Source organism: Hymenobacter puniceus, from assembly GCF_014333525.1.
Lineage (GTDB): Bacteria > Bacteroidota > Bacteroidia > Cytophagales > Hymenobacteraceae > Hymenobacter.
Window position 1 is genome coordinate 103014 of record NZ_JACSCX010000001.1, and the last position, 14948, is coordinate 117961.

At 59.7% G+C, this 14948-nt stretch carries 15 protein-coding genes; 12 read left to right on the top strand and 3 right to left on the bottom strand.

Annotated features, from left to right (window positions below; all coding sequences use genetic code 11):
• Nucleotides 1-172 precede the first annotated feature (172 nt).
• From yidC to H8B14_RS00445, 3 genes are all read left to right on the top strand, one after another.
• Entirely contained in the window at nt 173-2080 is a 1908-nt protein-coding gene (gene yidC, locus H8B14_RS00435; protein ID WP_187313671.1) for a membrane protein insertase YidC, read from the top strand.
• Nucleotides 2081-2214: 134 nt separating this feature from the next.
• Nucleotides 2215-2748, top strand: a complete 534-nt coding sequence (locus H8B14_RS00440; RefSeq protein ID WP_187313672.1) for a DUF6438 domain-containing protein — start codon at nt 2215-2217, stop codon at nt 2746-2748.
• A 53-nt stretch (nt 2749-2801) separates the two neighbouring features.
• Entirely contained in the window at nt 2802-3341 is a 540-nt protein-coding gene (locus H8B14_RS00445) for a hypothetical protein (RefSeq protein ID WP_187313673.1), read from the top strand.
• A 153-nt stretch (nt 3342-3494) separates the two neighbouring features.
• On the opposite strand, the gene H8B14_RS00450 is transcribed toward H8B14_RS00445, so the two are convergent.
• Nucleotides 3495-5168 (bottom strand): ABC transporter substrate-binding protein, encoded by a 1674-nt coding sequence (locus tag H8B14_RS00450; protein ID WP_187313674.1) that lies wholly within the window; start codon nt 5166-5168, stop codon nt 3495-3497.
• A gap of 87 nt (nt 5169-5255) precedes the next feature.
• Between H8B14_RS00450 and H8B14_RS00455 the strand changes: the two genes are divergently transcribed.
• The 7 genes from H8B14_RS00455 to lepB all read left to right on the top strand — a co-directional run bounded on the left by H8B14_RS00455 (nt 5256) and on the right by lepB (nt 11527).
• Nucleotides 5256-5936: a metal-dependent hydrolase gene (locus H8B14_RS00455; protein WP_187313675.1), complete on the top strand. Its 681-nt coding sequence runs from the start codon at nt 5256-5258 to the stop codon at nt 5934-5936.
• A gap of 97 nt (nt 5937-6033) precedes the next feature.
• A complete protein-coding gene (locus tag H8B14_RS00460; protein WP_187313676.1) occupies nt 6034-6843 on the top strand; it encodes a ParA family protein in 810 nt (269 codons plus the stop codon).
• Between the two features lie 334 nt (nt 6844-7177).
• Nucleotides 7178-8143, top strand: coding sequence for a ParB/RepB/Spo0J family partition protein (locus H8B14_RS00465; protein WP_187313677.1), 966 nt, complete (start codon nt 7178-7180; stop codon nt 8141-8143).
• A gap of 10 nt (nt 8144-8153) precedes the next feature.
• A complete protein-coding gene (locus tag H8B14_RS00470) occupies nt 8154-8774 on the top strand; it encodes a DUF5683 domain-containing protein (RefSeq protein ID WP_187313678.1) in 621 nt (206 codons plus the stop codon).
• Nucleotides 8775-8831: 57 nt separating this feature from the next.
• Nucleotides 8832-9434 (top strand): DUF5683 domain-containing protein, encoded by a 603-nt coding sequence (locus tag H8B14_RS00475; RefSeq protein WP_187313679.1) that lies wholly within the window; start codon nt 8832-8834, stop codon nt 9432-9434.
• 76 nt (nt 9435-9510) lie between these two features.
• Entirely contained in the window at nt 9511-10230 is a 720-nt protein-coding gene (gene dapB / locus H8B14_RS00480; RefSeq protein ID WP_187313680.1) for a 4-hydroxy-tetrahydrodipicolinate reductase, read from the top strand.
• Between the two features lie 112 nt (nt 10231-10342).
• The gene (gene lepB / locus H8B14_RS00485; RefSeq protein WP_187313681.1) at nt 10343-11527 is read left to right on the top strand and encodes a signal peptidase I; all 1185 of its coding nucleotides are present in this window, start codon (nt 10343-10345) and stop codon (nt 11525-11527) included.
• Nucleotides 11528-11738: 211 nt separating this feature from the next.
• Here the strand turns inward: lepB and H8B14_RS00490 are convergent, their stop codons facing one another.
• Nucleotides 11739-12404: a uracil-DNA glycosylase gene (locus H8B14_RS00490; protein WP_187313682.1), complete on the bottom strand. Its 666-nt coding sequence runs from the start codon at nt 12402-12404 to the stop codon at nt 11739-11741.
• Nucleotides 12405-12515: 111 nt separating this feature from the next.
• Here H8B14_RS00490 and apaG point away from each other — a divergent pair, with 111 nt between their 5' ends.
• Nucleotides 12516-12902: a Co2+/Mg2+ efflux protein ApaG gene (gene apaG, locus H8B14_RS00495; RefSeq protein ID WP_187313683.1), complete on the top strand. Its 387-nt coding sequence runs from the start codon at nt 12516-12518 to the stop codon at nt 12900-12902.
• A 211-nt stretch (nt 12903-13113) separates the two neighbouring features.
• A complete protein-coding gene (locus H8B14_RS00500) occupies nt 13114-13869 on the top strand; it encodes an O-methyltransferase (RefSeq protein WP_315984787.1) in 756 nt (251 codons plus the stop codon).
• Between the two features lie 134 nt (nt 13870-14003).
• On the opposite strand, the gene kdsA is transcribed toward H8B14_RS00500, so the two are convergent.
• A complete protein-coding gene (gene kdsA, locus H8B14_RS00505) occupies nt 14004-14828 on the bottom strand; it encodes a 3-deoxy-8-phosphooctulonate synthase (protein ID WP_187313685.1) in 825 nt (274 codons plus the stop codon).
• Nucleotides 14829-14948: the final 120 nt, after the last annotated feature.

Consider the following 14948-nt stretch of genomic DNA (forward strand, 5'->3'; position numbering starts at 1 on the left):
ATCAGGTCCTTCGCTCCGCTCAGGATGACAGGCGATTTGCATTTAATGTGCTGCCAAAAATGCCGACCAACAAATATTAACCTGACAAGTCCGACCTTTGCGGCGGCGTTGCCGGATTTTTGCGGGCGGCGCCCTTTCACGCATTCCTCTTTTTGCCCTCATTTTTACCTGAATGGACAGAAATTCAGCAACCGGCCTGTTTTTGATAGCGGCCTTGCTCCTTGTCTACCTGTATTTCTTCCGGCCTGAAACCCCGAAGGAAGTACCCGCTGACAAGCCTACTACCGCCGCGGCCGCCACTACACCTGGCACGCCGGCTGCCGCCACCGCCCCGGCAGCTCCGCTGGATTCGGCTGCTGCGGCCCGCACATTGGGCGCTTTTGCCGGCGCGGCCATGGGCACCGCCCAGCAGACCCAGCTCCAGAACGGCAACCTCTCCGTGACGTTCTCCTCGAAGGGTGGCCGCGTGGAAGCCGTGCGCCTGAATAAGTACAAGACGTTCTTCGGTAAGCCGCTGGATTTGATTGACGCCCAGAGCGCTCAGATTGATACCAAGTTCCGCACTACCACGGGCCAGAACGTACGTCTCTCCGACCTCTACTTCCAGCCGACTGCCGCGCAGCCGTTTGCCGAAGGCGACAAGAAAGGCCAGCGCCTGAGCTTCGTGGCCAGCGTGGCCGGCGGCCAGATCGAGCAGGTGTACACGCTGTTCGACAACTCCTACGAAATGGCCTACGACCTGCGGTTCACGGGCTTGCAGCAGGTGATGTCGCAGGAGCCGCTCACGTTCACGTTCGTGGACCGCGTGCGCCAGACCGAGCAGGACGTAAAGCAGAACCGCAACCACACCACCATCAACCACTACCTCGTGGACGATGAGCACGGTGCCCTGACTGAAGCCTCGGAAAAGCCGGAGGAACTGGACATCACGGAGCCGCTGAAGTGGGCCGCCCACAAGCACGACTTCTTCGTGGCTGGCATCATTGCCAACTCCAGCTTCTCGAACGCCAAGTTCAACTCCACGGTAGATCTGGCCGACACCACGTTCATCAAAACTCTGAGCACCACGCTCAGCATTCCGGCCGCCGACGCGCAGCAGGGCAAAGCCAGCTTCCGTTACTACTTCGGGCCCAACTCGCTGCCCATCCTACAGGACGTAACGCCCGGCTTTGACCGCAACGTGTACCTGGGCTGGGGCTTGTTCCGCTGGGTGAATCAATTCGTGGTGCTGCCCGTGTTCCACACGCTCGAGAAATTCATCAGCTCCTACGGCATCATCATTGCGCTGCTCGTGGTGCTGATCAAGCTCGTGACGTGGCCTTTGACCTACAAAACGTATGAGTCGCAGGCCAAGATGAAGGTGCTGAAGCCGGAAATCGACGCCATCAAGGAGAAGGCCGGCGACGACCAGATGAAGGTGCAGCAGGAAACCATGAAGCTGTACTCCAGCTTTGGGGTGAGCCCGCTCAGCGGCTGCGTACCCACGCTGCTCACGCTGCCGATTCTGTTTGCTATGTTCCAGTTTTTCCCCAACGCCATCGAGCTGCGGCAGGAGCATTTTCTGTGGGCCAAGGACTTGAGCACCTACGACGACCTGATCAAGCTGCCGTTTGAGGTGCCGTTCCTGGGCCACCACATCAGTTTGTTCACGGTGCTGATGACGCTTTCCACGCTGCTCATGACGTGGCAGAGCAACCAGATGAACCCGGCCGCCATGCAGGGCCCGATGAAGTTCTACAGCTACCTGATGCCGGTGGTGTTCATGTTCGTGCTGAACAGCTTCGCCTCGGGCCTGACCTGGTACTACCTGGTATCTAACCTCGCCACGCTGGGCCAGCAGGCTCTCACGCGCCGCTTCGTGGACGACACTAAAATCCGGGCGCAGCTGGAAGCCAACAAAGTGAAGAACAAGGACAAGAAGCCATCCGGCTTCGGGGCCCGCCTCCAGGACGCCATGCGTGCCGCCCAGGAGCGCGACGCCTCCACAGCCCGCCCCGGCACTGCTGCTGACTCCGACGCCGATGCCGGCACTTCAGCCACTGTGGAGCCTAAAGCCAAGAAGCCTACCCGCCGCAAATAGCAGCGGCCAGCCCGTCCGGCGCACTCTTACTACCTATAGAAAGTGGTCCTGCAAAGCCCAAAAGGGTTATTTGCAGGACCGCTCTTTTTTCGGCCTGATTTTAGAACTTGCCGCGTAACTCAACTCCCTATCGTATGCGCTCTTTCCTGCCCTCTCTCCTGCTGGCTGCTTTGCTCACTGGCTGCGCCGCGCAGGCCCAGCAAGCTCCCAAGCCAGTTAAAAAAGCTGCTGCCGTTAAGCCAGCCCGCAAGTCTAAAAAGGCTGCACCAGTGGCGGCAGCCAAGGACATGGCGCCGGTCATTGTGTTTAGCCGCACGCCCTGCCTGGGCCGTTGCCCGCACTATACTGCCTCCATTTACGCTGATGGCCGCGTGCAGTACGAAGGCCTGCAGTATGCCCCGCTGGAAGGCAAGCGCGAGTTCAAAATCTCCGTCTCAACGGTGAACACCATCCTGTTTCAGGCGCGCGAAATGAACTTCGCCAAGCTGCCCAAAACCTACTCCGACGGCGCCACCGACCTACCCGCTACCAGCCTCAGCATCCGGCAGGACCAAGGCCCCGCCACCGCTGTATCTGTCGAGTCGGGCGCCCCCGCCGAACTGACCAACCTGCTCCGTTACGTCGAGAAGCAGATCACCGACGGCCTGGGCGTCACAGCGGATCAGTAGCAGTTCGCTGAGTTTTTTCGAATCTGGACAAGACCTTTTTATTACTCTGGGTTATGAGTCGGCGCCTACTTCGCTCCCTTACGCTTTTTGCCCTACTGCTGCCTGCTATGTGGTGCCAGGGCCAGAGCCGGCGGAAACCGGCCGCGCCTGTAGCCAAGCGGGTTCAACCTGCCTGGCTAACTATTGGCGAAGAAGTTGGCTACGGGGCAAACGCGGGCAGTGGCTTTAGAGCCCGGCTCTACCGGACCGGCCACGTGTCTTACTGCAACGGGTCCGGGGACGTTTACGCTTTTGTGCTGCCCGACACTACCACCCGGCGGCTCTGGCAACACATTGATAAGCTGTCCGACACGCTGTTTCGATTTTATGCCCCCGAATACCCAATAGATGGTGGCTCCTATTTCCTGCTGCGCGACCAGGGCGTCAAGCGGCCCCTGCGCGCCAGCTACATTCTTGACAGTCAGGCACCGGCTATAGCACCGCTTTTCAAGCATCTGCGGCAGCAGTTGCGCCCCCCGGCCGGCACATTGCGCCCGCCCCTGGTGCGTACCCCCCAGACTACCGTCGCCGAGCTTTTTCCCTGCTCGTTTTAAGCATTAAGCTAAAAGAGCTTCTACTAACAAGCCCTCCTGCAGCAGATTAGTAATCTACTGCAGGAGGGCTTTCTGCTTAAGAGGAACTTTGAGCACGGAGAAGAATTGCTCCAACACTGGCTTGATGCGCCACATGCTCGCACTGATAACGGGCTACTCCTTGCGCACGCGCTCCAGCACCAGCTGGTTCATGGGGTTGGGCGTGAGGCCGCGCACGTTGTTTTGGGTAAGGCGCACCACTTCGTCGTAGTACACGGCTACTACCGGGCATTCTTCTACGATGAGGCGGTCCATCTGGCGGTAGAGCTCGTAGCGCTTTTCGGTGTTCTGCTCCAGCTTGGCCTGCTCGTAGAGGCGGTCGTAGGCGGGGCTTTTGAAGTGGGTTTTGTTGGGCCCGGCAGGTGCGAAGTTCTTGCTGTAGAACAAAGCCAGGTAGTTTTCTGCGTCGGGGTAGTCGCCGAGCCAGCTGCGAGTGAAGAAGGCGGCGCGGCCGTTGTCGATCAGCTCGCCGTGCGCCGCGCCCTGATTCACGTCGATTTCCACCTGCACGCCCACTTCGGCCCACTTTTTCTGGTAGTACTCGCAGTATTCCTTGGTCTCGGCGACGGTGCTTAGGCGCAGCTTCAGTGGCTTGCCAGGGCCGTAGCCAGCAGCTTTCAGCAAGGCCCGCGCCTTCTCGGGCTGGTAGGTGTAGCCGGGCACCAGCGTGGCGCTGAACGACGGCAGCGAGGCCGGCACGAAGCCCGAGTTGCCGGGCTTGCCCACATTGTTGAGGAAGTAGGCTAGAAACTCTGGCTTGTTGAGAGCATAGTTTAGGGCTTGGCGCACGCGCTTGTCGCGCAGGGCGCGGCCAGTTTCGGCGTTGTCGCCGCGCAGGTTGGCGGGGTCCTGTTGCATGCCCAGATACTCGGTGTTGAGGTAAGGCACTTTCTGCAGTTGAAATTTGCCCTGAAAATCCTCCCGCACCGTGCCGTCGGGGTACATGATTAGGTCACGGGAGCCGCTGCGGATGCCGCTCAGAAAATCCAGCTTGCCCTGCATAAAGGTCAGGAACTCGGTTTTGCGGTCCTGAATGAAGCTGATCTGCACGGCATCCAGGTACGGCAACGGCTGGCCCTGAGCGTCCTTTCTCCAATACGTAGGATTGCGGTGGTAGATGATGGCGTTGCCCTCGTCCCACTGCTTGAACACAAATGGGCCCGTTCCCACTGGATGCTCCCGGAAATCCTTGCCGTATTTCTGCACGGCCTCGCGCGGCACCACGTAGGCATAGGGCATCGTCAGGATACCCAGAAACGGAATGAACGGCTCCCGCAAATGAATGCGCAGCGTGGAGTCATTCGCGGCCACAAACGCCGTATCCGACGGCTCACCGGCGCTGGTTTCCAGCACTTTGCCCCGAAATATCCAACCGCCGGGACTAGCCGTGGGCCCGTCGAGCAGCCGCTTGAAGCTGTACACAAAATCCTGGGCCGTGACGCGCCGGCCTTTGCCGCCGGCAAACACCGCGTCGTCGTGGAAACGCACTTCGGGCCGCAACCAGAACGTGTAGGTTTTGCCGTCGGGCGATATTTCGTAGCGCCGCGCCACCGATGGGCCGGGCCGCAAACTGTCGTCGAGGGCCACGAGGCCGTTGTAGAGCTGGGTGACGGCCCAGGTGTTGGCCTGGTTGCGGGCGAAGGCCGGGTCCAGCGAAGTCAGGCTTTCGGGCTGGTTGTAGCGGAAAACGCGGCGCGCATCAGTGGCTGGTGCGGGGCCCTGGCAGGCGGTCAGCCCCGTAAGCAACAAGAAGACAGCAACAGTAGCCAGGCGCGAAATCGGGAGCATGAGAAAGGCGGAATCACGTATATTTGCAACAAAGGTATCCGGTCTGGCCGTTGCGCCCTGTACTTGGCTTGCCGCTTTCCGCTCTTTATGCATCTCACCTACTACGGTCACTCCTGCTTCCTGCTCGAAACCGGGGGCAGCACCCTGCTTTTCGACCCGTTCATTCGTCCGAACCCCTTGGCCAAAGACGTGGACGTGGACAGCATCAAGGCCGATTACATCCTGCTTAGCCACGGCCACCCCGACCACGTTGCCGACGCCGAGGAAATCGGCAAGCGCACCGGCGCCGACTTCGTGGGCATGGCCGAAGTGGTAGGCTGGTTTGGCGCCAAAGGTCTGAAAGCCACCTATGGCATGAACCTGGGCGGCACCGTGAAATTGCCCTTCGGGACCGTGAAAATGGTGGCCGCTGCGCACTCCAGCTCCATGCCCGATGGCTCCTACGGCGGTCTGGCGGGTGGTTTTGTGGTGGAAGCCGAAGGCAAAACCTTCTACTTCGCCGGCGACACCGCCCTCACCTACGACATGAAGCTGATTGCCGAGCGCCACCAGCTGGACTTTGCCATTCTGCCCATCGGCGACCATTACACCATGGGCATCGACGATGCGCTGACGGCCGCCGACTGGACCGGGGCTTCCAAAATCATTGGAATGCACTACGACACCTTCCCGCCCATCACCATCGACCAGGTACAGGCCCGGGCCAAGGCTGAGCAGGCCGGCAAAGAGCTGATGTTGATGCGCGTCGGCGAAACGATATTGTTGTGAGTTGTCAGTTGTTGGTTGTCAGTTGTCGGTTCTTCGACGACAGACGGCCTGCAACCTCCCCGACAACTGACAACCAACAACTGACAACTAAAGCAACATGGGCAAAATTATTGCGGTAGCCAACCAAAAGGGCGGCGTGGGCAAAACCACCTCTTCGATCAACCTGGCGGCCTCGCTGGCTGCACTGGAATATCGGACGCTGCTGGTAGACGCCGACCCGCAGGCTAATGCCACTTCCGGCGTGGGTTTCGACCCGAAGGACATCCAGAACAGCATCTACGAGTGCATGGTGGATGGCATCAATGCCCAGGACATCATCCTGCAAACCAACATCCTGCCCCACCTCGACCTGATGCCCTCCCACATCGACTTGGTAGGGGCCGAGGTGGAGATGATCAACCTACCCAACCGGGAGGAGAAGATGAAGGACGCGCTACGGCCCCTCGCCGATCAGTACGACTTTATCATCATCGACTGTTCGCCATCCCTGGGCCTCATTACGGTGAATGCCCTTACGGCTGCGCACTCGGTAATCATTCCGGTGCAGTGCGAGTATTTCGCGCTGGAAGGCTTAGGCAAGCTGCTTAACACCGTCAAAATCATCCAGAGCCGCCTCAACGAAAACCTGGAAATCGAAGGCATTCTGCTCACGATGTACGACGTGCGGTTGCGCCTCAGCAACCAGGTGGTAGAAGAAGTGAAGCTGCATTTCCAGCAGTTGGTGTTCGATACCATCATCCCGCGCAACGTGAAGCTAAGCGAGTCGCCGAGCTTCGGCATCCCGGTGATTCTGCACGACGCCGAAAGCAAAGGCTCTATCAGCTACCTCAACCTGGCCCGCGAAATCGTGGAAAAGAACGTGGAAGCCGCTGACACATCCGAAGCAGCCGAAGACGCAGCCGCGTAGTCAGGAGCTTATTATGTAAGAACGAACGGCCAGCAAAACATTTCTGCTGGCCGTTTTTGATTATGAAGATACCCTATCTCTCTCCTTCCACCGGTAGCAGAATGGGGCAACTAACTCCTATCAAACCACTGGGCTGCCTCGCTACTCTCTATATAGGTTGACGCCCGTGTCAGGTACGATGGCAAAATCAGTGGTGGCTTTACATACTTTCCACAGCAGCTGAGCGTTCCACGATTTTTGCAGGGCGTGGAACATTTTTCTGTCGCCTTCCCCCGCGTTTGTGTATTTTTGAATCCCGCTGTCCGGCGCCTATGCCGGGGGGCAGTTTGCAGGTATGTCAGAGAAGCAAGAAGAGAAATCCGTACCGGCTGCGCTTCCCGCAGCGGCAAAGCGCAAAGTTGGTGGCCTGGGCCGTGGCCTCAACGCCCTGATTGAAGGCAGCTACGAGAAAAAGAGCGACCGGCTGGGACTGGTGCCGCACCCGGTAAACTCCGTCGGGCTGATTCCGGTGGGCCACATCGAAGCCAACCCCTACCAGCCCCGCACGCACTTCGACCAGGAAGCCTTACAGGAGCTGGCTGAAAGCATCAAGGTGCAGGGTATCATCCAGCCTGTGACCGTGCGCCAAACCGGCACCAACGCCTACCAGCTCATTTCGGGTGAGCGGCGTTTGCAGGCTTCCAAGCTGGCCGGCCTCGACACCATTCCGGCCTACATCCGGAAAGCCGACGACCAGCAGATGCTGGAAATGGCCCTCATCGAGAATATCCAGCGCGAAAACCTCAACGCCATTGAAATTGCCTTGAGCTACCAGCGCCTCGTGAGCGAGTGCAACCTCAAGCAGGAAGAGCTGGGCGACCGGGTGGGCAAAAACCGCTCGACCGTAACCAACTACCTGCGCCTGCTCAAGCTGCCACCCGATATCCAGATCGGACTGCGCGACACGGCCATCAGCATGGGCCACGCCCGCGCCCTGATCAGCGTGGATAATCCCGAGCAGCAGCTGGACCTGTTTCACCGCATTGTGGCCGAGGAACTGTCGGTGCGACGCGTGGAGCAGCTGGTGCGCGCCGGCCTGAACCCCGCCACCAAGCCCGACGCAGCCGACGCCAAAGCCCCGCAGGACGCCACGCCGCAGGTACCGGTAGCAGAGCTGCGCCGCACCGAGCGCCACCTTACGGAACGTTTCGGCAGCCGTGTAATGGTGAAGCCTGGCCCCCAGGGACGCGGCGAAATCAAGATTGCCTTCGACTCGGTAGAGGATATGCAGCGTATCCTGCACATCCTGCAGCCAGCTTAACCCTACGGGCATGACCTACAGCGTCGGCATTTTACTGGCTTTAGTCATCACTGCACCGTTGTTGGTTCCAACACATGCCCGTGCTCAGCAGCCGGCGGCCGACTCTGTACGCCGTACCGAACGGCTCGCGGGGCTAGCTGTCACGCGACCCGAGAAGGCCGGCATATTATCGGCGGTTTTACCCGGCGCAGGCCAACTGTATAACCGTCGCTATTGGAAGGTCCCCGTTGCCACTGGTCTGGTGGGTGGTGCGGTCTATATGCAGGTTCTGTACGGTCGCCGTTATCAGGAATACAAAACCGGATTTCTGCTGCGGCAGCGGGCGGCTGCCGGAGATGCCACGGCTATTGATACGGGTCCGCGCTCCGGCCAGGAACCCTCGAACACCGTTCAAAAGGCCCGCTTCTACTCCTACCGCACCATGCGGGATGTTTGGCTGGGCATAACGGCAGCCACCTATGGCGTTCAGATTTTGGATGCAGTGGTGGATGCTCATTTGCACGACTTCGATATCAGCGACACACTCACGCTGCATTGGCGACCCTCATTGCTGCTAACGGCTACCGCAAGTTTGGCCCCTGGCTTAACTGTGACAGTAAATTCCCACGCCGCACGCGGCTTTCATAAGTAAGGCGTGATGAGCTACCCATTTTCTCTTCTGCGGCTACTGGCTCCGATATTGCTTTTTATGGCATCGGCAGCGCATGCCCAAACTTCCGGCACGGATGTGGCGCCGACCACCGTTACGGCCGGGCCCGACTCAACGCAGGTAAGCACTGTCGTGGTGCCGGACTCGGTGCGGCGCACGGCGCGGCTATTTGGGTTGAAGATGACCAAGCCCACCAAAGCCGGTTTGTTGTCGGCGCTGCTGCCGGGGGCGGGCCAGCTCTACAACGGGCGCTGGTGGAAGGTGCCGCTGGCCGTGGGCGCCGTGGGCGGCACGGTGTATGGCGAAATCTTCTACCAACGGCTCTACACCGAGTTTGCCGATGGCTTCAATGCCCGCACCGACGGCGACCCGAACACCGTGGACACCGGCCCGCGCTCCAGTCTGCTCCGCTCTTCTGATGAAGTGAAGCGCAACCTGAATAGATACCGCACGCAGCGCGACACTTTCCTGGCCTACATTGCACTGGCCCACGCCGTGCAGATTCTCGACGCCGTGGTGGACGCCCATCTGCGCGACTTCGACATCAGCGACGACCTGAGTGTGCAGTGGGAGCCGTCTGTGCTGCGCATGCCTACCGTGGCCGCGGCCCCCGGCGTCAACCTGACTTTAACATTTAAGTAACGTTGCTGGCAGCACACCGCCAAAGCTTACCTGCCATACTGGCGGCGCCCCGGCAGCAACCCGAAAACACCTTCGAATGAAACTTCTGCTGATCGGCTACGGCAAAATGGGCCGGGCTATTGAGGCCCGCGCCGTGGCTCGTGGCCACGAGATAGTAGGGATTGTTGATCCTTCCCATCCGGGCGTAAATATTGCCGACTTCAACCCCAGCAACGCCGACGCGGCCATTGAATTTACGCACCCGGATGCCGCCTTCACCAACGTCCAGGCCTGCCTGCGCCAGCGGTTGCCGGTGGTGTGCGGCTCCACGGGCTGGCTGCACCACTTCCAAGAAGCAGTGGACCTGTGCCAGCAGACCGACGGCTCGCTGTTTTACGCTTCCAACTACAGCGTGGGCGTGAACCTGTTTTTCCACTTCAACGAGTACATCGCCACCAAAATGCACCAGTTTGGGGGCTACGATGTGCAGGTGCGCGAAATCCACCATACCCAAAAGGTAGACCAGCCCAGCGGTACGGCCCTGACAGCGGCCGAAGCCATTCTGCGCCACTTCCCCACCAAGACCATCTGGCGCAACGAGCCAGCCCAGAAGCCCGAAGAACTGGCGGTGCTCAGTGAGCGAACCGATGCCGTCGTGGGCACGCACATCGTCACGTACTCGTCGGAGGCGGATACGCTGGAACTCAAACACGAAGCCCATACCCGCGACGGATTTGTGGATGGGGCGCTGATGGCCGCGGAGTGGCTGCCCGGCCACCAGGGCGTGTTCGGGATGAAAGACCTGCTGGGGCTGTAGCAGCGTGGCGCTGGGGCAAGCCGATAAGCTGCGCCCATAACGCCCGCCAGCCCCTATATTTACTTTTCCGGCGCAGGCTGCTGCCTCTGCTACATTTCTTGTCTTTACCATCATGGCCGTACAACAGTCCTGGGAAGAACGCATGAAGGCGGCTTCCGCTTCCAGCAAGCCCGTCACCGCCCGGAAGAAAGGCTTTTTCCGGGAGTGGGGCGACGCCATCCTGTTTGCGGTGGTGGCTGCCACGCTCATCCGCTGGGCCACGTTTGAGGCCTACACCATCCCGACGCCTTCCATGGAGGATTCGCTGCTGGTGGGCGACTACCTGTTTGTGAGCAAGCTGCACTATGGCGCCCGCACGCCCCAGACGCCGCTACAGATTCCGCTCACGCACCAGACGCTGTGGGGCTTTGGCCTCAAGAGCTACTCCGATGCCATCCAGCTGCCCAGCTACCGTCTGCCGGGCTTCTCGGAAGTAAAGCGTGGCGACGTGGTGGTGTTCAACGTGCCCTTCGAGAGCCAGCACCCCGCCGACCTGCGCACCAACTACATCAAGCGGTGCGTGGCCGTGGCCGGCGACGTGCTGGAAATCAAGGATACGCAGGTGTTCATCAATGGCAAGCCAATGACGAACCCGCCGCAAAGCCAGAACCGCTACTACCTGCAGGTGCCCCAGCCCAACGATGACCTATATAAGTCTTTCCAGGACCAGCACGTCACCAACTTCAACCGGCCCGATGGCAAGCCGGAGCCGATATTCGGCACCCAGGAGCCGACGTTCATGATTGATGCCACGCCGGCCACCGCCGATTTTTTCCGCAAGCAGCCCTACGTACGGGCCGTGGTGCAGGATAAGGCCGTGCCAGGCCAACCCGAAGCCGACGTTTTCCCGAACAACCCCGACTACCCGCAAAGCACGCCCCAGCCTCTCAACCTCTGGAACAAAGACAACTACGGCCCCCTGCAGCTACCCAAAGCCGGCCAGACCGTGCAGCTGACGCCGCAGAACACGCCCATGTACCAGAAAATCATCATGCGCTACGAGCACAACGAGGGCGTGACGATGGCCAACGGCGTGCTGCTACAGAACGGCCAGCCGCTCAAGAGCTACACTTTCAAGCAGGACTACTACTTCATGATGGGCGACAACCGCCACGACTCGCTAGACTCGCGCTACTGGGGCTTTGTGCCCGCCGACCACATCGTGGGCAAGGCGGTGCTGATCTGGATGTCGGTAGACCCGTACGCTGATTTCCTGCACAAAATCCGCTGGAACCGCTTATTCAATACGATTGACTAACTACCTGTCATTGCGAGCATATGGCGCATCAAACCAGTGTCGAAGCAATCCTTCCTCTCTTTTGAGCTAAGCAGCCCTAAGTAGAAAGCCCTCCGGCAATAGTGTAGCACACTAACGCCGGAGGGCTTTGTTGTAAGGCAAGTATCTGCCACGAGAGGAAGGATTGCTTCGACACTGGTTTGATGCGCCACATGCTCGCAATGACAGCAGCTTACCAGACTATCGGTTCCAAGCCATGTTGCTTGAGGTAGGCGTTAGTTTTGCTGAATGGGCGGGAGCCGAAGAAGCCCCGGTCGGCAGCGTAGGGCGACGGGTGCGCCGACTTGAGGATGAGGTGCTTGCGGGCGTCAATCAGCTCGGCCTTTTTCTGGGCATAGGCACCCCACAAAATGAACACGACGTGCTCCTTTTCTTCGGATACCTTCTGAATGACGGCATCGGTGAACTGCTCCCAGCCGCGCTTTTGGTGGCTGGCGGGTTCGGCGGCACGCACCGTGAGCGTGGCGTTGAGCAGCAGCACACCCTGCTCGGCCCACCGGTCGAGGTTGCCGTTGGGGGCCGGGGGCGTTTCCGGAATATCGGTTTGTAACTCCTTGAAGATATTCTGCAACGAGGGCGGCGTGCGGATGCCATCGGCTACCGAAAAGCTGAGGCCGTGGGCCTGGCCTTTGCCGTGGTAGGGGTCCTGCCCCAGAATCACCACCTTCACCTGCGGCAGCGGGCAGGCATCGAAAGCGTGGAAGATTTGCGGGCCGGGCGGGTACACGGTGGCCGTGGCGTACTCGCCTCGCACAAAGGCAATGAGATGCGGAAAATACGGTTTCTCAAATTCCGGCTGTAATACTTTGCGCCAGCTCTCTTCTATCTTTACATTCATCCTCTGGAAAAATTATTTTACGGGGTAAGTACGTCGTCTTGGCGGCCGGCTGCGTAAATAAACCAAATTCTGCCCTCGTCTGTTAGTCTCACCCACACCCGCACAGCAGCCATGAATACGACCACTACGCAGGGCGTCACCGTGAGCGTCACGACCAACTACCTGCCGGACTACTCCAGTCCCAGCCAGGAGCACTACGTATTTGCCTACAAGATTGATATCCGCAACAACAGCGAATACACAGTAAAGCTGTTGCGCCGCCACTGGTACATCTACGATGCCAACGGCGTAGTGCGCGAAGTGGAAGGCGAAGGCGTGGTAGGCCAGCAGCCCGTGCTGGAACCCGGCGAGTCGCACCAATATGTGTCAGGCTGCAACCTGAAGTCGGGACTGGGCAAGATGCGTGGCACCTACGACATGGAGCGGGTGGTGGATGGCAGCAACTTCGAGGTGGAAATACCGGAGTTCACGCTGGTTGTACCGTACCGGTTGAACTAAGCTTTCCGGCAAAAAACAAGAACGTCATGCAGAGCGGAGCGAAACATCTCGCTGGAGTAGTAAAATTACTATTCCGGCGAGATGCTTCGCTCCGCTCTGCATGACGTTCTTTGTGCATTCATTTAACCATTGTCCATTGGTCTTTCAGGCGCTCAGCTATCTTCGGTTTCTGGCTCGTTCGGGCAACACGCACGGTCTACATTCGCCTTTCGTGTTCGGGCTCTACGCCTATGTTATCAACCACGATGGGCAGTTTGCCGCGTTTGAGGCTATTGAGCAGCGGCGGCAGCGGCTGCAGCGCAGCACCCAAACCATTCAGGTGCGCGACTTTGGGGCCGGCTCGCACACGGGTGCGGGCCGGCAGCGCCGCCTGCAGGACATTGCCCGCACGGCCGCCAAGCCGCGCCCACTGGCACAGCTACTATTTCGGCTCGTCAATCATTTTCAGCCGCGTACTATTCTGGAGCTGGGTACTTCGCTGGGCCTCACTACCGCCTACCTGGCTGCGGCTGACTCGCGCAGCCGCGTCCTCACATTCGAAGGCTGCCCGGCTACCGCAGCTGTGGCCCGCGAAACTTTCGCGCAGCTGGATATAAGCAACATTGAGCTGGTGGAAGGCAACCTAGACGACACCCTCGCTCCTGCCCTGGCCGCGCTGCCCACACCGCTGGACTTCGCCTTTTTCGACGGCAACCACCGCTACGAGCCCACCCTGCGCTACTTTGAGCTGTGCCTGCCGCACCGCACCGAGCGAAGCGTATTCGTGCTCGACGACATCCATTGGTCGCGGGATATGGAGCGCGCCTGGAACGTCATTCGCCAACACCCCGAAGTGCGCCTGACCGTTGACCTGTTCTTTATCGGCCTCGTGTTCTTCCGCCGCAACCAGCCGCGCCAGCATTTCCGCCTACGCTTCAACAACGCGCTGGACAAGCTACTGGAGCGCACGCGCCGGCTGGGAGCATAATAAGTAGAACGGAATGGCAGAACGGAATGGCAGAATGGAATGGCACTCCGTTCGGCCGCGCGACGGCCAGTTGCGCCTCAGAATAAACCGGACGCCAATTGGCGCGTTGCGCCGGAACGGAGTACCACTCCGTTCTACCGAATGGCTTCCCGGACGCGGGTTAGCTTGATGAGCAGGTCCTCCAACTTATCGAGGGCCAGCATGTTGGCGCCGTCGGATTTGGCGGTGGCGGGTGTGGGGTGGGTTTCGATGAATAGACCGTCGGCGCCGACGGCAATGGCGGCTTTGGCAATGGTTTCGATGAGGGCCGGCTGGCCGCCCGTCACGCCGCTGCTTTGGTTGGGGCGCTGCAGCGAGTGGGTTACGTCCATCACCACGGGCACGCCAAATTCGCGCATGGCGGGCAGGTTGCGGAAGTCTACCACCAGATCGGAGTAGCCGAACGAGTTGCCGCGGTCCGTTAAGATTACGTGCTCATTGCCGGACTGACGCACTTTGTCCACGGCAAACTGCATGGCCTCGCCGTTCAGGAACTGCCCTTTTTTCACGTTCACCACCTTGCCGGTTTTGGCGGCCGCAATCAGCAGATCGGTCTGGCGGCACAGAAAAGCCGGAATCTGCAGCACATCCACGTACTCGGCCGCCAGCGCCGCCTCATCCGACTCGTGGATGTCCGTCACGGTCGGCACCCCGATTTCGCGACCCACTTTCTGCAAAATGCGCAGCGCTGTCTCGTCGCCGATACCGGTGAACGAGTCGAGGCGGCTGCGGTTGGCCTTGCGGTAGGAGCCTTTGAAGATGTAGGGAATGCCGAGCTTGTCGGTCATGTACTTCACCTTTTCGGCGATGCGCAGGGCCATATCCTCGCCTTCAATCACGCAGGGACCCGCCATCAGGAAAAACTGGCCGGAGTTGGTGTTGCGGAAATGCGGCAGGACGTTGGCGAGTTGGTCGATCATGAAGCAGGAATTATGGCCCAGGCCAGATGGCACCCAGGCAGGTGAAAGAGACACAAAGGTAGCGGAAGCCTCGTTTGCAGGCCGATTGTCAGCAAACTGCACGACTTTCGCCAGCGCACC